The sequence below is a fragment of the Streptomyces sp. NPDC052721 genome, assembly GCF_040678315.1.
In the GTDB taxonomy this organism is placed as follows: Bacteria; Actinomycetota; Actinomycetes; order Streptomycetales; family Streptomycetaceae; genus Streptomyces.
In genome coordinates this window covers 66,629-85,721 of the sequence record NZ_JBFATL010000030.1, presented here as the reverse complement: position 1 = coordinate 85,721, position 19,093 = coordinate 66,629, and the positions used below count along the sequence as shown (strand labels likewise).

Sequence of the window (19,093 nt, the reverse complement as noted above, 5' to 3'; positions counted from 1 at the left end):
TACCGAGACGGGAAGCGCAAGTCAATGGACATGAAACTGGAGATCGTCGTGGTGCCGGTGGCCGACGTCGACCGCGCCAAGGACTTCTACACCGGGCTCGGCTGGAGGCTCGACGCGGACTTCGCCCCCGAGAAGGACTTCCGGGTCGTGCAGGTGACCCCTCCGGGTTCCCCGGCGTCGGTCATCTTCGGCCAGTCGGTCACCGATCGGCCCCCGGGCTCGGCCCACGGCCTGTACCTGGTCGTCGACGACATCGAGGCCGCCCACGAGGAGCTGACGCGACGCGGCGCCGACCCGGGCGAGGTGTTCCACGACGCCGGCGGGATCTTCCACCACGCCGGCACGGAAGCCCGGGTTCCCGGACCTGACCCGAAACGCGGCAGTTACGGCTCCTACCTGACCTTCAGCGACCCGGACGGCAACGGCTGGTTCCTTCAGGAGGTCACCAAGCGCCTCCCGGGCCGGCTGGACCCGGCGACCACGTCGTTCGCCTCGGCCGACGACCTGGCGAGCGCCCTGCGGCGGGCCGCGGCGGCACATGGCGGCAACGGGGCGCGCTCCGGCGCGGACGACCCGGACTGGCCGGACTGGTACGCGCGGTACATGGTCAGTGAACAGGCCGGCACGGAACCGCCCTCCTGAACCCGGCCGCCGGTGAACCGGAAGTCCTGGTGACCTTTGTCGGTGGTCCGGCCGACGGCCGGACCGAGCACCTGCCGCTGTCCGAGGCCACGAGCAGGGTCACCGTCGGTGGTGTGACCTATGGGTGCGACCCGGGCCCGCCTCCGGAGGTGAAGGACACGTCAGAGGGGCTGGCCCAGGTGAGGCGACCTGTCTGAGGCGACACGGGGGTGCTCCCTCGGGCGGCGAGCCGCCCGAGGCATCCGTCAGCCCAGGTAGAAACCCTTGCGAGCCGCCACGAACGCCTCGATCGTCTGGGCGGGGGCGCCGGTCAGACGCTCGACGTCGCCGGAAGCACGGTCGTAGCGGTTCTGCTGGTGCAGGCGGCACATGGTGACGATGTGCTCCTCGACGTGCGGCGGCAGACCGATCACGGAGAGCACCTCCTCGCGCCACCGATCGAGCGGCACGTCCACATACGACACCGGCCGCCCCAGCGCCTTCGAGAAGGCCTCGGCCATCTCCGTCATGTCGACGGTGCGCGGCCCGGTCAGCTCGTAGACGTGCCCCACGTGAGGCAGGGGATCACGCAGCACGGCCGCGACCGTCCGGGCGACGTCGTCCACGGCGATCGGCGAGGTGCGCCCCGCTCCGAACGGCAGCACGATCGTGCCGTTCTCGCGGATGGTCCGCGCCGGCAGCGTGGTGAACAGCGGGTTGTCCAGGAACGACGTCGGGCGGATGTGTACGACGGGCAGGCCGGACCAGTTCAGCACCTGCTCGGCCAGCCAGTGCAGCCGCTGCTGGTGGGACTCGGCCGTGCTGGTGGCGGTCATCTGCGACACCGTCATCTGCGACATGCCGATGAGAGCGCCCAGCCCGCCGTGCTCCCGCGCCACGCTCGCCACGACGGTCGCCGCGAGAAGGTGGTCGGGCGACACGGGCATGGCGAAGTACATGGTGTCGACGCCCTCCAAGGCGGCAGCGACGGTCTCCGGGCGCGTGAGGTCACCGAGGACGATGTCCGCGCCGAGGGCACGCAGGTGTGCGGCACGGTCGTCGTCCCGGCGCACCATGACGCGCACGGGGACGTCCTGCGCCCGCAGTCTCTCGACGACCTTGCGGCCCACGTCGCCAGCGCCGGTGATCAGGACGTGATTACTTGAGGTCATCAGCCGGACACCTTCTGTGTGAGGGTCGAAAGCCGCGTATGACCGCTTGCGGGCGTCTTTCGAGCCTACGCTCCGGCCGGAGGGGCGTCGCGGCCAGGCGGTGGAATGCCGGCCGGCTCCACGGCGGGCGCTCCGGCGGTTAGGCGCATACTCGTACGTGGATCACGGTATCCGGAGGAGAACATGACTCGCCCCGAGACAGACGCCGCCGAGCTGTGCAACAACCTGGCCCTGCGCAAGGCTGCCCGGTACCTCGGCGCCACCTATGACAAGGCGCTTGCCCCGACGGGTCTGCGAGCGACGCAGTTCAGCATCCTGCAGAAGCTGAGCACCCAAGAGAAGATCACCATAACGAGCCTCGCCGAGATGATCGCCATGGACCGCACCACCTTGGCCACCAATCTCAAACCACTCGCACGCGAGGGCCTCGTCACGGTCGAACCTTCGCCGACAGACCGCCGGGCTCGCATCGTCACGCTCACCGAGGACGGCCTCACCCGGATGAAAGCCGCCCTCCCGTACTGGCGAACCGTGCAGTCCCAGTTCGAAGAGAGCTTCGGACAGGACGAGGCGGCCCAACTCCGCGCCGTTCTCGAAGGCGTCCTCAACACCGGATTCCAGCCCTGGGCCGAGTGACAGAGGAGAACTCACCATGCGCATCGCTGTCGCCGGGGCGACCGGGAACATCGGCGCCCGCACCGTCACCGCGTTGGAGCAGGCCGGACACGAAGCGGTACGCATCAGCCGCTCCCTGGGCGTGGACCTGATGACCGGAGACGGCCTGGACGCCGCCTTGACCGGTGTCGAGGCCGTCGTGGACACCACGAGTTCAGAGGCCGCCGACCGGGAGCAGGCGGTGACCTACTTCGGCACCACGACCCGGAACCTGCTGGCCGCCGAGGAACGCGCCGGGGTCCGTCACCACGTGCTGCTCACGATCGTCGGCGTCGATCGCGTCGAAGGCAACGCGCACTACGCCGGCAAGCGGGAGCAGGAGCGCCTTGTCGCCGAGGGTCCGGTGCCCTGGACGATCGTTCCCGCCACCCAGTTCCACGACTTCGCCGCCACCGTGACGGGCTGGACCGAGCAGGACGGCGTCGCCACGATCCCACCGCTCCTCGTCCAGCCGATCGCCCCCGCGGACATCGCCGACATCCTCGCCGAGATCGCCACCGGCCCGCCCCAGGGGCGCTACCGCGATGTCGCCGGCCCGGAGACACAGGACCTGGTGGACATGGCCCGGCGTACCAACGACGCGCGCGGCCACGCCGTCAAGCTCGTGCCGACGTGGTCATCGGTGCTGGGTCCGGAGACGGCCGGCGACGTGCTCCTGCCCGGAGACGACGCCCGCATCGCGCCCACGACCTTCGACGAGTGGCTGGCAGAGGCCGGCCGGGAACCGGGGGACTCCTGATTGCTGGCACGGACGAGTCGATCGACGACTGGGAGGCTGCTGGAGTGCGTGCAGCGGCTCGACAGGGCACGGGCCGCCCGGCCGTATGACCCGGATGTGACGGCGTTCCACACGCTGGGCCTCGCATGGACGCACAGCCGTGCGAGGTACGACGCGGAACCCGAGGCGGTGCGACGGGTCGTGGCAGCGCTGCCGGCCGTCGCCTCGGACCCCGCCGTCGCGCGGGCCGCGTGCGATCACGCGCGTCGTCCGTGCGACGACGACAGGCCGCGGCCGGCGCGATCCTGCGCTACCGGAAGCAAATGCGCCGGCTCGGGGTGCCAGTTCTCTGAATGCGGGTCGAGGATTTCCGAATTCGAGGTGCTGGCATGCGTCTGATCAGGTGTGCGCCTAGGGTGGGCATCAGTCGAATTCCACACCTGGCCGGGCGGGGGCGAGGAGGCGGAGCGTGATGGCGAAAGTACTGTTCATAGTGAGCGGAGCGACGTACTGGGTGCTCAAGGACGGCACCAGATACGCGACCGGCTATTGGGCCGAAGAGTTCGCCGTGCCGTACAAGAAGATCACGGAAGCCGGTCATGAGGTCGTGGTGGCGACACCCGGCGGCGTGACCCCGAACGTCGACATGATGAGCCTGCGCCCGTCGATGGCGGGCGGTGAGGAGGGCGCCCTCGAACTGGAGGCCATCATCCGTTCCGCGGAGGTGATGCGGCGACCCCTGAAACTGTCGGACGTCCGTCTTGAGGACTACGACGCGGTGTACTTGCCCGGCGGCCACGGTCCGATGGCGGACTTGGCGTTCGACGCCGACGCCGGCCGGCTGCTGACGGCGCAACTCGCCTCGGGCAAGCCACTCGCGATCGTGTGCCACGCCCCCGCTTCGATCCTCGCCACCAGGATTCACGGCGAGTCGCCCTTCAAGGGGTACAGGGTCACGTGTTTCACCGATGAGGAGGAGGAGGGCGTCGGGCTCGCCTCCAGGGCACCGTGGCTCCTGGAGACCGAGTTGAAGGAAAAGGTCGGCGTCGACTTCAGCCGCGGTCCGATCTGGGAGCCGTACATGGTCGAGGACCGCAATCTCATCACCGGTCAGAACCCTCATTCGTCCTCGGTTCTGGCAGATCGGTTGCTTGAGCTCCTCAAGTGAGTTGAATCAATGCCGAGTGGGACGTGGCCGAGTTCAGGTTCGACGACCTGCGTTCGAAGCTGCTCAGACGTGTCGCACTGCTCGCGTGTACCGGGCGGCCACCGTCCGCACCGCCCGAGGGCGTGAGGTGCCCGCCTCGAAGGGGGTCTGGATACCGGTGCGCGAGGTGTGGCCGCACGCCGCGGACCTCGACGCCGACACCACCTTCGACGACGTACCGCACGAGCTGTGCGCGGCACCCGTGAACGACGTGGCCGCCGCCCTCCGGATCCGCCGACTCCTGCCCCACCGCACCTTCACGGCACCGGGCACTTCGGGCAGGCGGCACGGCGGCGGCCTCGGCGCTGGACGGACTGGAGCCGAGCGTCCACATCTCGGGCCGGCCGTCCCCGGCCGGTACGGCGACGATGCCGACGGCGGGGTCGCCGGGCGCGAAGTAGCCGCTCAACTCCTCGATCCGGAGCGGGAAGTCCTCGCCCTGTGAGGTCCGGGCCCAGCGCCCGCGCGGTCAGCGGGTGGCCGGTGCCGGGCGCGCGCCCGAGGCACCAAAGGCGCGTGGTTGGGCAGCAGGACACCGCCGGAGCCGACGCGCAGCGTGCTGGTGTCGGCGGCCAGTTGGCCCGCCAGGATGCCGGGGGCGGAGGTGGCGTCTTCTCGTATCCCGGTGGCCCCTGACCGATACCGGTCCAGTGAGAGGGGAACCGGCACCCTGTGCCATGGAACTTGTCGGGCCGCGCCGGGTCATCGACGCAGGAGGAGCGATCGGTATCCCGGCGTGATGTTGCGCCTTGTGTTACTGTTATGCGTTTGCGTGGTCGTCGCGGTGGGCGATTCTGCTTGTTCGGTTCCCTTGTGCGTGGGCTGTTCAATCCTGCCGGGCCTTCCTCGGTACGTTTCCCTGCGGAAGGCTGTTCATGAAGCATCCCGACGACTCCGGCATCGCTCACGGCGGTCCCGCCCGGCCCGGGGCCAGGACTCCGGCACTGCCCCCGGTCCTCTCCTTCGCCGCTCTCGAACTGCCGGCGGAGGTGCTGCGGAAACTGAGCGGACTCGGGGTGCGTGAACCCTTTCCGATCCAGGCCGCCACACTGCCCGATGCCCTGGAGGGGCGCGACGTCCTGGGGCGCGGACGCACCGGATCGGGCAAGACGCTCGCCTTCGGCCTGCCGCTGCTGACACGTACGGCCGGGCGGCGCGCCGAACCGAAGCAGCCCCTCGCCCTGATCCTTGTGCCCACGCGGGAGCTGGCCCAGCAGGTCACCCAGGCGCTGGCATCGTACGCCGAAGCGCTGCGGCTGCGGATGGCCACGGTCGTCGGCGGCATGTCGATCGGCCGGCAGGTCGCCGCGCTGCGCGAAGGAGCCGAGGTGCTTGTCGCCACCCCCGGACGCCTGCACGACCTGATCGAGCGCAACGCCTGCCGCCTGGGACGGGTAGGGATCATCGTGCTGGACGAGGCCGACCAGATGTGCGACTTGGGATTCCTGCCGCAGGTTGTCGACGTGCTCGACCAGGTACACCCCGACGGTCAGCGGATGCTTTTCTCGGCCACTCTGGATCGCGACGTCGATCAGTTGGTCCGCCGCTACCTCCACGACCCCGTCGTCCACTCGGTCGACCCGTCCGCGGGCACGGTCTCGACGATGGAGCACCACGTTCTGGTCGTCCACGGCCCTGACCGCTACGCCGTCACCACGGAGATCGCCGCCCGCGACGGCCGCGTACTGCTGTTCCTCGACACCAAGCACGCCGTCGACCAGCTCACCCGGCATCTGCGGGCCAGCGGGGTGCACGCCGGGGCCCTGCACAGCGGCAAGTCCCAGCCACAGCGCACGCGGACCCTGGCGCAGTTCAAGAACGGCCAGATCACGGTTCTGGTGGCGACCAATGTGGCGGCCCGTGGCCTGCACGTCGACGACCTCGATCTCGTCGTCAACGTCGACCCGCCCACCGACCCCAAGGACTACGTGCACCGGGCCGGCCGCACCGCCCGCGCCGGTGAGTCCGGCAGCGTGGTCACGCTGGTGCTGGCGGGCCAGCGCCGCGAGACGAGCCGCATGATGGCCGAGGCCGGCATCCAGCCGACCGTCACCAAGGTGCGCTCGGGCGAGGCGGAACTGAGCCGGATCACCGGCGCCAAGGCTCCCTCCGGCACCCCGCTCGACGGCGGGCCCGCCGTCCCCCGACCCAAGAACAGCAACGCTCCCTTCCGCGGCCTCGGCACCAGCAAGGACACGTCCCGCGGTACCGGCGGCAAGTCCCGAAAGGCCGGCGAGGCACGCAAGCTCGCCGAGGCCCGCAAGGCCGCTCTCGTACGTCGCAACGGCTGAGAGCCGTTGCCCTGTCAGCGAATCTCCTGGCCACGGGATCGACAGCGCTCGGCCCGGCCCTGAGCCCGTCCTGTGCCCCCTCTACGAAGCGAACGCCCTCGGCCGCGAGAGGGAAACCCGACGAAACGGAGCAGGATGATGTTGCTGGCGTCCCGCACCCCGCCCGGCATGACAAGCTGTGCCGGCCCACCCCCGAACCCAGGAGGTCACCATGACTGAAGAGCCCGTCATCACGGAAGGTTCGGAGCCGGCTGCCCCCGAGGCGTCCCCTCTGTCGCCGGACAGCGACGGCAACTACGACCTCAAGCGCAGGTTCCGTGAAGCCCTGGCTCGCAAGCGCGGTGCGCAGGCGGACGCGGCCGATGTCGCCACCAACCCGGATGCGTCCAAGGTGCGTGCAGCGCACGGCCCGGCTGCGAGCCAGCGGTCGTTCAGGCGTAAGAGCGGCGGCTGAGTCGATCAGTCCCGCAGTCCGGCCGCCTTACCGGCACTCTGCGCGCTGTCCACCCGCGCGCCCGGTGCCGTGGCCCGCAACGTGCGCATGTCCATGTGCGCGTTGCGGGCGAGGCGTAGCCGGCGGCTCGCCTGCGGGAGGGCCCCACTGCGGCTGGCGCGGGTCGGTGGCGCCGCCGCACTGGCATTCCCGGCCAGGACCTCCGGCCGCCGACGTCGCACGGTGGCCGGGACGTACGTGACGGCCCGGTGCGGCGCCGGGATGTACTGCGGGATCGCCGTGAGGGCCACGTGCGCCGAGAAGAACTCGGGTGAGGCGCAGTCGATGACGACGACCCGCACGTCACCGGGGTCGCTGTGCAGCGCGTCGACGAGCGAGACCAGGTATCCGGGGTAGCCAGCAGCGCTACCTCCCCGGAGCCCGAGCGCTCATCAGGTGCGCCGTCGGGACACGACGGAGGCCATCGTCGGGGCGATCACCGGCACGCCGCGCCGCCCTCAGACCCTGCTGCTGGGACGTTTCGATCACGGCGGGGTCCTGCGTCCCGTAGGGCGGAGCTTGGTGGCCGAGATCGTGGTCGACACTTCTCAGGACCGCGGGGCGTGGCGCCACCCGGTTCGTTTCCGCCCGGCTGTGCTTGGGCGTCACCTCAGGGACGTGCCTCGCTTCGAGAACGGACAGCAGATGTTCACCACTTCGGGAGGCGCCTCGGGTCGGCCCTGTTCGATATTCATGGCTTCGGGCGGCACAGCTGCGGGGTGGGGCCGCGATCGGCTGTCAGCCCCTTGTGTCAGCATGCTGCCGTGACAGCCACACGTGATCAGCGTCCTGCCGAAGCCACTCTCGATTTCCTGCACTCCGCGTTTCCGCCGGAATGGCGCGAACCAGCGCTCGGCCATGATGCCGTCGCACAGTGGGAGGAGGAGAACCGCGTGGTCCTTCCGGAGCCGTACAGGACCTTCGTCGCGGAGATCAGCAATGGGTCCAGCCTCGGCCCCGCCGCCGACGGCGGTCTCCAGCCGCTCGGCTGGCTGCCCGACACGTGGTCCGACCTCGGCCCGCGGCAGCCGGGGGAGCCCTTCCCTCTGGAGGCGGCCTGGAACTGGGAGGACGACGAGAGCGTCGACCCCGAGGCCCTGGACCCGCGGATCGACGCCGTATTCACCAAGGGGTCCATCGTTCTCGGGTCCGAAGACGGGCAGTCGTTCTGGCTCCTGCTGACCAGCGGTCCTCGCCGCGGCGAGGTGTGGATGGTCGCCGACGTTGGCGCCATCCCTGCGCCTGGCGACCAGGCATGGGGCTTCGAGGAGTGGGTGCGGCGCTGGCACAGCGGCAACGATTGGTGGGAGTGAACGCTCTGTCCTGCACAGTCGCAGCTCGCGGACCGTTCGCATCTTCAGTGCCTCTACTGCCTCCCGAAGTGGTGAACATCTGCTGTCCGTTCTCATGGACGAAGCCACGCTGCTATGTTGCCGCGCCCGTGGGGCACTAAGGATCTTTGATGCATCTTGGGTGCCTCACCTGCGGGGGTATGGGGGCGCTTGGACAGCTGACCGTGACGGCGCGTGGCCCGGCTCCCGGTCGACCGCCTTCGCCCCCGCCTGCCATTCGAACCTCGCGAGTGACGGTCATCACGGATGCCCCTGAGAGGGTGCTGCGTAGGCTGGTGCCGTCGTCGCGGTGGGGGCGGGAGAGCGCGCGAAACCCTCGTCCAGTCGTCTGACGGCGCGTCAGAAAAGTCAGCAAGTGGTCAGCATGAGTCCTGAGAAACCTGGGGACAGCTGCCCGAACATGCGACTCGTTGTAGGGTGTGGAAACAGCCCTTGACCTGCAAAAACGCAGGCAGGGAGCCTATTTGTGGGAGTGCCCCGATGTTGCGTACCATGTTCAAGTCCAAGATCCACCGAGCCACCGTCACCCAGGCCGACCTCGACTACGTGGGATCGGTGACCATCGACGCCGATCTTCTCGACGCCGCCGACCTGCTGCCCGGGGAACTGGTGCACATCGTGGACGTCACCAACGGCGCCCGGCTGGAGACGTACGTCATCGAGGGCGAGCGTGGGTCCGGAGTCATCGGGATCAACGGGGCCGCGGCCCACCTCGTCCACCCCGGCGATCTTGTGATCATCATCAGTTACGCTCAGGTCACCGACGCGGAGGCACGCGCGCTGCGGCCCCGGGTCGTGCACGTCGACGCCGGCAACCGGATCGTGTCCCTCGGCGCCGACCCGTCCGAACCGGTGCCCGGCTCGGACCAGCAGCGCAGCCCTCAGGCCGTGGGAGCCTGACCGGCTGACCAGGATCAGGACCAGGAGCGTGCGTGCCCATGAGCGAGACCGAGATCCGCGACGACCGGGCGGCGGGCCGCCTGGAGGCCGTCGGCGACGGTGAAGTCGTCGGTCACATCGAGTACTTCTTCCTGGAGGCACCCGAGCGCGCCCTGGTCCCCGTCCACACCCTTGTCCAGCCCGCCCACGAGGGCAAGGGCATCGCCGGGTCGCTCGCCCGCGAGCTGTACGCCCTCGCCGAGCGGGAGGGCGTACCGGTGGCCCCGCTCTGCTCGTACGTCGTGAAGTGGGCCGAACGCCACCCCGACGCGGCCCCGCCGGCCGACCCCCGACTGCTGTCCGCCGCGAAGGACTGGCTGCGCGCCCACCCGGACCGCTTCTGAGCGAGCGGCGGTCCGCCCCGGCCGGTTCCAGGGTGCGGTCGCCCATCCGGCCCGGTTCGCGTGTGCGGTCGCTCGGGGCCGGTTCCGGATGTGCGGTCGCCCAGCGGGGCCGCTTCCGAGCGAGCGGGCGCACCGGGCCGCCTCGCAGCGAGCGGCCGTTCACCAGGGTGCCGGGCACCCTCCTGGACCCGTTCGGTGCTGCCGTCGGGTGAGTGGCCGGGCGGCCGTCGGGTAGGCGGGGGAGTAGTCCAGAGGCGACGTCCCGTGACTGCCCGGAGGACACCATGACGAACCCGCACCCCGACCCGGTACCGCCGGGCCCGACACCGGGCCCGACCCCGCCGGATCCGTACCCGAGCCCGGTCCCGACCCCGGAACCGGTCCCGCAGCCCACGCCACCCCCACCGGGCCCCAACCCGAGCCCGCCCCCGCCCCACCCGGGCCCCCCGGAGCCGTCCCCGTCCCCCATCCCGCCGGGCCCGGAGCCCGTACCGAACCCGGAGCCGGGGCCTCCGCTCACTTGAGAAACGGGACGGGCCAGGCGCCTGGAACATGAGAGGGACCAGGCCCCAAGGGGCGCGGGACGGTACTGATACACGGCTGCGCCACGCGGGCGCGACCACCCACGTGCAGCCCGCACCCGTGTCCGCGCCCCCCTACGGGGACGACCGAGACGACCGAGACCCTCCGAGCCGGACAGCGCTACGCGGTCACCTCGCTCCGGTCCCCGCCCCACAGCGTGTGGAACGCCCCCTCCCGGTCCACCCGCCGATACGTGTGCGCCCCGAAGAAGTCCCGCTGCCCCTGCGTCAGCGCCGCCGGCAGCCGCTCCGCGCGCAGTGCGTCGTAGTAGGCCAGCGCCGCCGCGAACCCGGGCGTCGGCACCCCCTGCCGGGTCGCCGCGACCAGCACCTCCCGCCAGTCGTCCTGCGCCTCGGCGATCTCGCGGGCGAACGTCTCGTCCGACAGCAGGCTCGGCAGGTCGGCCCGGGCGTCGTACGCGGCGCGGATGCGGTCCAGGAACGCGGCCCGGATGATGCAGCCGCCCCGCCAGATCGAGGCCACCGCACCGAGGTCGATGTCCCAGCCGTACTCCTCGCTGCCCGCGGCGATCTCGTGGAAGCCCTGCGTGTACGACACGATCTTGGACGCGTACAGCGCCTGCTCCACCCGGTCGGCGAAGGCTGCCGCCTCCGACTCGCTCAGCGGGGACGGCTTCGGGCCGGCCAGGTCCCGCGAAGCGGCCCGCAGCGGCGCGTGGCCGGACAGCGAGCGGGCGAAGACCGCCTCGGCGATGCCGGACACCGGAACGCCCAGGTCCAGCGCGATCTGCACCGTCCAGCGGCCGGTGCCCTTCTGCTCGGCCTGGTCCACCACGACGTCCACGAACGGCTTGCCGGTGGCCGCGTCCACGTGGGACAGCACCTCGGCGGTGATCTCGATCAGGTACGAGTCCAGCCGGCCGGTGTTCCAGGTGCGGAAGATGTCCGCGATCTGCGCGGGCGCGTACCCGGCGACATCGCGCAACAACTGGTACGCCTCGCCGATCAGCTGCATGTCGGCGTACTCGATGCCGTTGTGGACCATCTTCACGAAGTGCCCGGCGCCGTCGGGACCCACGTGCGTCACGCAGGGCGCCCCGTCCGCCGCCTTCGCGGAGATCTTCTCCAGCATCGGGCCCAGCGACTCGTACGACTCCTTGGAACCGCCCGGCATGATGCTCGGACCGTGCAGCGCGCCCTCCTCGCCGCCGGAGATGCCCGTACCGACGAAGTGGATGCCCCGCTCCCGCAGCTCCCGCTCCCGGCGCCGGGTGTCGGCGAAGTGCGCGTTGCCGCCGTCGATGATCATGTCGCCGGGCTCCAGCAGCGGGGCGAACTCCTCGATCACCGCGTCCGTCGGCTCGCCCGCCTTGACCATGATGACCAGCCGGCGCGGGCGCTCCAGGGCCGCCACGAACTCCTCGGCGGTCTCGGCCGCGACGAAGTCGCCCTCGTCCCCGAACTCCTCCACCAGCGCCTTCGTCCGCGACACCGTACGGTTGTGCACGGCGACCGTGTAGCCGTTGCGCGCGAAGTTCCGGGCGAGATTGCGGCCCATGACCGCGAGGCCCGTGACACCGATCTGCGCTGAAGTGCTCATACCGCCTGCTCCCTGGTTGCCTCGTCTACTACGGCCCCGTCAGTACGGGTCCTTGCCCATCCTGACGTGCCGATACGGCGAACGCACATCCGACCCGCCACGCATGTGTACGCAGCGGGGCCGGCGTCCGCCTCACTCACCGGCCCATCGGATCAAACAGCGGCCGTTCCCGGCCACTTGGGCCGTACGGGAGGCCGATTTCCTGTCTTGTCATGGCCTGTTCGTGGCGCTTACTTTTGCCGCTCCTGACGCATGCCGAGGGGATTTCGGACATGGCCGTACGCGGCCGGCACCGCCGGTACCAGCCGAACAGGATCAACCGCGCCTCACTCACCGTCACGGCGGGCGGCGCCGGCCTCGCGATCCCGCTGGTCGCCGCCGGCACCGCGGACGCCGCCGACGCGGCCACCTGGAACAAGGTCGCCGCCTGCGAGTCCAGCGGCAACTGGAGCATCAACACGGGCAACGGCTACTACGGCGGGCTGCAGTTCACCCAGTCCACCTGGGAGGCCTACGGCGGCACCCGTTTCGCGCCGCGCGCCGACCTGGCCACCCGGGCCGAGCAGATCACCGTCGCCGAGAAGATCCTCGACGGGCAGGGGCCCGGCGCCTGGCCCGCGTGCTCGGTGCCGGCCGGGCTGACCCGGGGCGGACCCGCCCCCGACGTGCCCACCGGGACCAGCTCCACACACCCCGCGACAACCGGCTCCGCGCACTCCGGTGCCACCCGCTCCGGCCCCGCCAAGCCCAGCTCCGTCAAGGACGTACAGCCGCAGACCACCCCGCAGTCCCGGGCCGGCCGGGCCGAGATGTACACCGTGGTGCGCGGCGACACCCTCTCCGGGATCGCCGGCGACCACCACGTGACGGGCGGCTGGCGCACGCTGTACGCGGGCAACCGCGCCACGATCGGCGCCGATCCCGACCTGATCATGCCGGGACAGCGGCTCAGCCTGAACGGCACCCCGACCCGCTCCGCGCCCCCCAAGGCGCCGAAGAAGAAGGCCCCTTCGGAGCACCCCACCACCCACCGCACGACGCCCCCGGCCCGGCACGCGCTCGTCGCCCCGGTGACCGCGTCCGTCGGCACCGGGTACCACGTGGCGGGCTCCCACTGGTCGAAGGGCTACCACACCGGCGTCGACTTCCTGGTGCCGACCGGCACCTCCGTGAAGGCGGCGGCGGCCGGGCGCGTGGTGGCCGCGGGGTGGGGAGGCTCGTACGGCTACCAGGTGGTGATCCGGCACGCCGACGGCCGCTACACCCAGTACGCCCACCTGTCGGCCATCGCCGTGCGGAACGGCCAGAGCGTCACCGCGGGCCAGCGCATCGGCCGCTCCGGCGCCACCGGCAACGTCACGGGCCCGCACCTGCACTTCGAGGTGCGAACGGGGCCCGGATTCGGCTCGGACGTCGACCCGCTCGCCTATCTCCGGGCCGGCGGCGTCAGGATCTGACGCGGGTACGGTGCCGGGCCCGCACCGGCAGCGGGGTGTACGACACCGGGAGCACACCGTCGGCGGGCGGTCCGGCACCATCGGTGTCCGCCCCGCCGCTTCCGGGCGGACCGGACACCAGCAGCCCGGGCACGACCGACTCGGCCGCCCCGACGCGGACCACCGACTCGGCCGCCCCGGTGTGGCCGACCGGCTCGCCCGACTCGGCGCGCACCCCCCGCTCCACCGGCCCGGGGTGGCCGACCGGCGCAGCCGCCCCGGCGTGGACCGCCGGCTCGGCCGACTCGGCGCGCACCACGGCCTCGCCCGGTCCGGCACGCATCACCCGCTCCACCGGTCAGGGGTGGCCGACCGGCTCGGCTGCCCTGCCGCGGACCGCCAACTTGGCCGCCCCGGTGTGGCCGACCGGCTCGCTCGACTCGGCGCGCACCACGGCCTCGCCCGGTCCGGCGCGGACCGCCCGCTCCACCGCCCCGGTGTGGCCGACCGGCTCACCGGATCCGGCGCCCATCACGGCTTCGGCCGGTCCGGCGCGCAGCACCCGCTCGACCAGCCCGGCGTCGCCGACCGGCTAGGCTGCCCCGGCGTGGACCGCCAGCTTGGCCGCCCCGGTGTGGCCGACCGGCTCACCGGATCCGGCGCCCATCACGGCCTCGCCCGGTCCGGCGCGCAGCACCCGCTCCACCAGCCCGGCGTCGCCGACCGGCTCGGCTGCCCCGGCGTGGACGGCTGGCTTGGCCGCCCCGGTGTGGCCGACCGGCTCGCTCGACTCGGCGCGCGCCCCCCGCTCCACCGGCCCGGGGTGGCCGACCGGCGCAGCCACCCCGGCGTGGACCGCCGACTCGGCCGCCCCGGTGTGGCCGACCGGCTCGCCCGACCCGGCGCGCACCACGGCCTCGCCCGGTCCGGCGCGCAGCACCCGGTCCACGAGCCCGGCGTCGCCGACCGGCTCGCTCGACTCGGTGCGCACCACCCGCTCCACCGGTCCGGCGTCGCCGACCGGGTCACCGGATCCGGCGCCCATCACGGCTTCGGCCGGTCCGGCGCGCAGCACCCGCTCGACCAGCCCGGCGTCGCCGACCGGCTCGGCTGCCCCGGCGTGGACGGCTGGCTTGGCCGCCCCGGTGTTGCCGGCCGGCTCGCTCGACTCGGTGCGCACCAGGGTCTCGCCCGACGCGACGCGCGTCACCGACTCGGCCGACGCAGCGCCGGCCTCCGCGCGCCCGCTCCGGTCCGCCCCGGCATTCACGCCCTCGCGCTGCTGTGGCATGGCGAGACGTGCGTCGCCGGCAGCCCGCGTCGGCTGTGCGGCGACCGGCACACCCTGCGCGGAGGGCACCGCGGCCGCGGACGGCTGCGCGGTGGCCGGTGCCGTCTCGCGCGTCATCCGTTCCGTCGTCAGCATGATCAGTCCGCCCGCCGCCACCACCCCGCAGCCCAGGGCGAGCACGGTGCCGGTGGTGCCGTAGCGGAACGTCTCGCCGAACATCAGGATGCCGACCGCGGCGGCGAGCACCGGATTGACCACCGTCAGCGTGGCCAGCGGGGCGGCGAGGCCACCGCCCCGGTAGGAGGCCTGGGACAGCAGGACGCCGGCGACCGCGAACAGGCCGATCACCGCGAGCGAGGGCAGGTCGCCCAGCGCGATGCCGTGGCTCCAGTCGACGGCCACGGTCTTGGTGAACACCGACGACATGCCGAACGCGATGCCGGAGGCGGTGGCGAGCAGCACGCTGCGCACGGCGGGATGCCGGTGCGCGGCCAGGCCCGCGAACATCAGCGCCACCACCGCCCCGCCGGTGACCAGCGCGACCAGCAGCCGCTGGGCCGGGGTGAGGGAGTGCGCGGAGGAGGAGCCGACCAGGGAGAGCAGACCGGCGAGACCCACCGTGGCCATGAGGGCGCCGCGCCAGGCGGTCGCGCCGGCCCGCCGGCCGACGCACAGCGCCGCCATGGGCAGCGCGAAGACGATGGTCAGCGCGCCGAGCGGCTGGACGAGGCTGAGCGGCCCGTAGGCCAGCGCCACGACGTGCAGCCCGCCGCCGAGACCGTTGAGCGCCAGCGCACCCCACCAGCCCGGCCGGCGCAGCGGGAGGTACCCGCTGTCGGGGGAGGACACCGCGACCTGCTCCTGCACGATCGCTCCGCCCGCGTAGGCGAGGGCGGAGACGACCGACAGGAGCACGGACAACGCCAGGGCGCTCATCGGTGTCTCCTCTGCGTGCGTCGGGCGTCTTCGGCCCGGCGCGGCGTACGGTCGGCTTCCATGGCCAACACTCTGCCCGCCCGGTCCCTTCCCGTCGTCGTACCTGAGCACGCAATGCGCCCTACTGCCGATGGAGTACGGCAGCCGCGTGATCATCCCCTGGGTGGGTGATCGGGCGGGCGGGCACCCGCCCGATCACCCCTGCGCCGCGCCTGGTACGAGTGTGTGCCGTGGACCTGGACCCCGATCTCTCAGCCCTGCGCCTCCTCGGCGGCTTCTTCGCCCTGCGCACCCTCGCGGGAGCCGCCGACGGCCCCGACGCACGACGGCTGCCGGCCCTCGCGGAGGGCTACGCGGGGGCGGACACGCAGACCGGGCGGGACCCTGTGACGCTGCGCGTCGCCACCGTCGCGGACCGGCTCGGGACCGGCGAGTCCCGGGTCGCCGCCTCCCTCGCCCAGCAGGGGCTGGCCGCCCGGCTGTGGTCGGCGGCCCTGGGCTGTGCCGTCCTGTACGGCCGGCTGCCCGACCTGGATCCGCGCCTGCTGCGCTGGGACGTCCGCGCCGCCGTCCCCGACGATCTGTGGCTCACCGAGCTGCGCCCGCTGCCCGGGGACGCCGCCACGCTCGCCGAGGCCGTGGTGCACGGCCATCTGGAGCCCCTGACGGCGGTGCTGCGGGTCCGCTACGGCGTCGCGCCGGGCCTGCTGTGGGGCAACGCGGGCTCCGCGCTCGCCGCGACCGCACGGGAACTGAGCCGCTGGGCCCGCGCCCGGGGCCGTACCGACGTCGCGGAACGCACCCGGGCGCTCACCGGTGCACTCTTCGCCCATCCCCTGCTGAGCGCCACCGGCATCCGCACCGGCACGGCGTTCCGGCGCCGCAGCTGCTGTCTGTACTACCGGGTGCCCGGCGGCGGGCTCTGCGGTGACTGCTGCCTCACCCGACCGCCGCGCTCGTCCCCTCGCTCGTCCCCGCGCTCTTCCCCGGGCGCCGCATCTGGGTGACCATGAGGGGAACCTGCCACCGAGACCAGGGGGTTGTCGGGTGCGAGTGGGACTGCTGACCCGGGAGTACCCCCCGGATGTGTACGGCGGCGCCGGTGTCCATGTGGAGTTCCTGGCCCGCGAGTTGACCGCCCTGGTGGACCTGGAGGTGCACTGCTGGGGCGAGGGGCGCGGCGTCGGCGTCGTACGCCACCGGCCCTGGTCCGTCCTCGACGGCTCCAACGACGCGCTGCGCACCTTCTCCGTGGACCTCGCCATGGCCGCCGCCCTCGAAGGCCGCGAACTCGTCCACTCCCACACCTGGTACGCCAATCTCGCCGGCCATGTCGCCAAGCTGCTGTACGGCATCCCGCACGTGGTCACCGCGCACTCGCTGGAGCCGCTGCGCCCCTGGAAGGCCGAGCAACTCGGCGGCGGCTACGCGCTGTCGGGCTGGGCCGAGCGCACCGCGATGGAGGCCGCCGACGCGGTGATCGCCGTGTCCGGCGCCATGCGCGACGACATCCTCGCCTGCTACCCGGCCCTCGACCCGGACCGCGTCCACGTCGTCCACAACGGTATCGACACGCGTCTGTACCGGCCCGATCCCGGCACCGACGCGCTCACCCGGCACGGCATCGACCCCACCCGCCCGTACGTCCTGTTCGTCGGCCGGATCACCCGGCAGAAGGGCGTGCCCCATCTGCTGCGCGCGGTACGGGACATCGACCCCGGCGCGCAGGTCGTGCTGTGCGCGGGCGCGCCCGACACCCCCGAGATCGACCGCGAGTTCCAGGAGCTGTTCGAGGAGCTGCGCCGGGTGCGGGCGGGCGTGTTCTGGATCCCGCAGATGCTGCCGCGCACGGAAGTGATCCAACTCCTCACCCATGCCGCGGTGTTCGCGTGTCCGTCGGTGTACGAGCCGCTGGGCATCGTCAACCTGGAGGCGATGGCCTGCGGCACGCCGGTCGTCGCGTCCCGGGTGGGCGGCATTCCCGAGGTCGTGGACGACGGCCGTACCGGTCTCCTGGTCGACGTGGACGACGACTTCGAGCCCGGGCTCGCCCGGGCGCTGGACACCGTCCTCGGCGATCCGGAGGCGGCCCGGCGGATGGGCGAGGCCGGACGGGCCCGCGCGGTGGGGGAGTTCGGCTGGGACGCGGTGGCCCGGCGTACGGCCGGGCTCTACGAGGAGATCGTCAAGCAGGCTTAGTCCGGCCTGCTCGGGGCAGCCATGGTTCAACCAGGGTGAGGGGAGCGGCCATGCGTCGTGGAGGGCCTTCCGTGCTCGGGATCGTGCTGGCCGGCGGTGAGGGCAAACGCCTGATGCCGCTGACCGCGGACCGCGCCAAACCAGCCGTCACCTTCGGCGGCACCTACCGCCTCGTCGACTTCGTCCTGTCCAACCTCGTCAACGCCGACGTGCTGCGCATCTGTGTGCTGACCCAGTACAAGTCGCACTCGCTGGACCGGCACATCACCACCACCTGGCGGATGTCCAGCCTGCTCGGCAACTACGTCACCCCGGTCCCGGCCCAGCAGCGCCTCGGCCCGCGCTGGTACCTGGGCAGCGCCGACGCGATCCTGCAGTCCCTGAACCTCGTCCACGACGAACAGCCCGAGTACGTGGCCGTGTTCGGCGCCGACCACGTCTACCGCATGGACCCGCGGCAGATGCTCCGGCAGCACATCGAGGGCGGCGCGGGGGTGACGGTGGCCGGCATCAGGGTGCCGCGCGCGCAGTCCTCCTCCTTCGGGGTGATCACACCGGGCTCGGACGGCCGGAGCGTCGAGCGCTTCCTGGAGAAGCCCGCCGACCCCCCGGGCCTCCCGGACGACCCGGAGACGGTCTTCGCCTCGATGGGCAACTACGTCTTCACCACCAAGGCCCTGATCGAGGCGCTGCAACGGGACGCCGAGGACAGCCAGTCCGCGCACGACATGGGCGGCTCGATCCTGCCCCAGCTCACCGCGCGCGGCGAGGCGCAGCTGTACGACTTCAGCGACAACCACGTGCCCGGCGAGACCAGCCGCGACCAGGGCTACTGGCGGGACGTGGGCACCCTGGACGCCTACTACGAGGCGCACATGGACCTGATCGCCGAGCGCCCGGCGTTCAACCTCTACAACCGGCAGTGGCCCATCTACACGCACTCCTACCAGCTGTCCCCGGCCCGCTTCAACGCGGGCGGTATCGCGAGCGAGTCCATCATCAGCGCGGGCTGCCTGATCCGCGGCCAGGTCACCCGGTCGGTGCTCTCCCCGGGCGTCCGCGTCGACCCGGGTGCGGTCGTCCAGGGCTCGGTCCTGCACGACAACGTGCACATCGGCCGGGGCGCGGTGGTCCGCGGTGCCGTGCTGGACAAGAACGTCGAGGTGCCGCCCGGCGCGACGATCGGCGTCAACCCGGAGCGGGACGCCGAGCTGTACACCGTGTCCAAGGGCGGGGTCATCGCGTTGGGGAAGGGGCAGCGGGTGCCCTGACGGACA

At 72.0% G+C, this 19,093-nt stretch carries 20 protein-coding genes and 1 pseudogene; 14 read left to right on the top strand and 7 right to left on the bottom strand.

The window, feature by feature from the left end:
- Positions 1-24: 24 nt before the first annotated feature.
- A complete protein-coding gene (locus AB0L21_RS26310) occupies positions 25-642 on the top strand; it encodes a VOC family protein (protein ID WP_365702142.1) in 618 nt (205 codons plus the stop codon).
- A 245-nt stretch (positions 643-887) separates the two neighbouring features.
- On the opposite strand, the gene AB0L21_RS26305 is transcribed toward AB0L21_RS26310, so the two are convergent.
- Positions 888-1,793, bottom strand: coding sequence for an NmrA family NAD(P)-binding protein (locus AB0L21_RS26305; protein WP_365786764.1), 906 nt, complete (start codon positions 1,791-1,793; stop codon positions 888-890).
- A 183-nt stretch (positions 1,794-1,976) separates the two neighbouring features.
- Between AB0L21_RS26305 and AB0L21_RS26300 the strand changes: the two genes are divergently transcribed.
- From AB0L21_RS26300 to AB0L21_RS26285, 4 genes are all read left to right on the top strand, one after another.
- Positions 1,977-2,429: a MarR family winged helix-turn-helix transcriptional regulator gene (locus tag AB0L21_RS26300; protein ID WP_365702146.1), complete on the top strand. Its 453-nt coding sequence runs from the start codon at positions 1,977-1,979 to the stop codon at positions 2,427-2,429.
- A 16-nt stretch (positions 2,430-2,445) separates the two neighbouring features.
- The gene (locus tag AB0L21_RS26295; RefSeq protein ID WP_365702148.1) at positions 2,446-3,207 is read left to right on the top strand and encodes an NAD(P)H-binding protein; all 762 of its coding nucleotides are present in this window, start codon (positions 2,446-2,448) and stop codon (positions 3,205-3,207) included.
- Between the two features lie 451 nt (positions 3,208-3,658).
- Positions 3,659-4,354 carry a type 1 glutamine amidotransferase domain-containing protein gene (locus tag AB0L21_RS26290; RefSeq protein WP_365786762.1) on the top strand — a complete coding sequence of 232 codons (696 nt, stop codon included), beginning with the start codon at positions 3,659-3,661 and terminating at the stop codon, positions 4,352-4,354.
- Between the two features lie 127 nt (positions 4,355-4,481).
- Positions 4,482-4,838 carry a hypothetical protein gene (locus AB0L21_RS26285; protein WP_365786760.1) on the top strand — a complete coding sequence of 119 codons (357 nt, stop codon included), beginning with the start codon at positions 4,482-4,484 and terminating at the stop codon, positions 4,836-4,838.
- A 59-nt stretch (positions 4,839-4,897) separates the two neighbouring features.
- Here the strand turns inward: AB0L21_RS26285 and AB0L21_RS26280 are convergent.
- A pseudogene (locus tag AB0L21_RS26280) lies at positions 4,898-5,002 on the bottom strand (alkanal monooxygenase); the annotation flags it as partial.
- A gap of 266 nt (positions 5,003-5,268) precedes the next feature.
- Between AB0L21_RS26280 and AB0L21_RS26275 the strand changes: the two are divergent.
- Together AB0L21_RS26275 and AB0L21_RS26270 are read left to right on the top strand one after the other, a co-directional pair.
- Positions 5,269-6,684, top strand: a complete 1,416-nt coding sequence (locus AB0L21_RS26275) for a DEAD/DEAH box helicase (protein ID WP_365786758.1) — start codon at positions 5,269-5,271, stop codon at positions 6,682-6,684.
- 211 nt (positions 6,685-6,895) lie between these two features.
- Positions 6,896-7,138, top strand: coding sequence for a DUF5302 domain-containing protein (locus AB0L21_RS26270; protein WP_365702156.1), 243 nt, complete (start codon positions 6,896-6,898; stop codon positions 7,136-7,138).
- 5 nt (positions 7,139-7,143) lie between these two features.
- Here the strand turns inward: AB0L21_RS26270 and AB0L21_RS26265 are convergent, their stop codons facing one another.
- Positions 7,144-7,479 (bottom strand): hypothetical protein, encoded by a 336-nt coding sequence (locus AB0L21_RS26265; RefSeq protein WP_365786756.1) that lies wholly within the window; start codon positions 7,477-7,479, stop codon positions 7,144-7,146.
- A 591-nt stretch (positions 7,480-8,070) separates the two neighbouring features.
- Between AB0L21_RS26265 and AB0L21_RS26260 the strand changes: the two genes are divergently transcribed.
- The 3 genes from AB0L21_RS26260 (at position 8,071) to AB0L21_RS26250 (ending at position 9,812) form a co-directional block, all read left to right on the top strand.
- Positions 8,071-8,490, top strand: a complete 420-nt coding sequence (locus AB0L21_RS26260; protein ID WP_365702157.1) for an SMI1/KNR4 family protein — start codon at positions 8,071-8,073, stop codon at positions 8,488-8,490.
- Between the two features lie 519 nt (positions 8,491-9,009).
- A complete protein-coding gene (gene panD, locus AB0L21_RS26255) occupies positions 9,010-9,429 on the top strand; it encodes an aspartate 1-decarboxylase (RefSeq protein ID WP_365786753.1) in 420 nt (139 codons plus the stop codon).
- A gap of 38 nt (positions 9,430-9,467) precedes the next feature.
- Complete coding sequence (locus AB0L21_RS26250) at positions 9,468-9,812, top strand: GNAT family N-acetyltransferase (RefSeq protein WP_365786751.1); 345 nt, start codon at positions 9,468-9,470, stop codon at positions 9,810-9,812.
- A gap of 702 nt (positions 9,813-10,514) precedes the next feature.
- On the opposite strand, the gene gndA is transcribed toward AB0L21_RS26250, so the two are convergent.
- Positions 10,515-11,954, bottom strand: a complete 1,440-nt coding sequence (gene gndA / locus AB0L21_RS26245) for an NADP-dependent phosphogluconate dehydrogenase (protein WP_365702163.1) — start codon at positions 11,952-11,954, stop codon at positions 10,515-10,517.
- A 272-nt stretch (positions 11,955-12,226) separates the two neighbouring features.
- Here gndA and AB0L21_RS26240 point away from each other — a divergent pair, with 272 nt between their 5' ends.
- Positions 12,227-13,411 carry a transglycosylase family protein gene (locus AB0L21_RS26240; protein WP_365702165.1) on the top strand — a complete coding sequence of 395 codons (1,185 nt, stop codon included), beginning with the start codon at positions 12,227-12,229 and terminating at the stop codon, positions 13,409-13,411.
- On the opposite strand, the gene AB0L21_RS26235 is transcribed toward AB0L21_RS26240, so the two are convergent.
- From AB0L21_RS26235 to AB0L21_RS26225, 3 genes are read right to left on the bottom strand one after another with little or no spacing between them, the layout of a single operon-like run.
- Positions 13,401-13,733, bottom strand: coding sequence for a hypothetical protein (locus AB0L21_RS26235; protein ID WP_365786749.1), 333 nt, complete (start codon positions 13,731-13,733; stop codon positions 13,401-13,403). The genes AB0L21_RS26240 and AB0L21_RS26235 overlap by 11 nt on opposite strands.
- A gap of 15 nt (positions 13,734-13,748) precedes the next feature.
- Positions 13,749-13,922 (bottom strand): hypothetical protein, encoded by a 174-nt coding sequence (locus tag AB0L21_RS26230; protein ID WP_365786747.1) that lies wholly within the window; start codon positions 13,920-13,922, stop codon positions 13,749-13,751.
- Positions 13,923-13,982: 60 nt separating this feature from the next.
- A complete protein-coding gene (locus AB0L21_RS26225; protein ID WP_365786745.1) occupies positions 13,983-15,617 on the bottom strand; it encodes a DMT family transporter in 1,635 nt (544 codons plus the stop codon).
- A gap of 230 nt (positions 15,618-15,847) precedes the next feature.
- Here AB0L21_RS26225 and AB0L21_RS26220 point away from each other — a divergent pair, with 230 nt between their 5' ends.
- From AB0L21_RS26220 to glgC, 3 genes are read left to right on the top strand one after another with little or no spacing between them, the layout of a single operon-like run.
- On the top strand, positions 15,848-16,624 hold the full coding sequence (locus tag AB0L21_RS26220; RefSeq protein ID WP_365786743.1) for a (2Fe-2S)-binding protein: 777 nt from the start codon (positions 15,848-15,850) through the stop codon (positions 16,622-16,624).
- Between the two features lie 40 nt (positions 16,625-16,664).
- Entirely contained in the window at positions 16,665-17,816 is a 1,152-nt protein-coding gene (gene glgA / locus AB0L21_RS26215) for a glycogen synthase (RefSeq protein ID WP_365786740.1), read from the top strand.
- A gap of 50 nt (positions 17,817-17,866) precedes the next feature.
- Positions 17,867-19,087, top strand: a complete 1,221-nt coding sequence (gene glgC, locus AB0L21_RS26210; protein WP_365702173.1) for a glucose-1-phosphate adenylyltransferase — start codon at positions 17,867-17,869, stop codon at positions 19,085-19,087.
- The last annotated feature ends 6 nt before the right edge of the window (positions 19,088-19,093 follow it).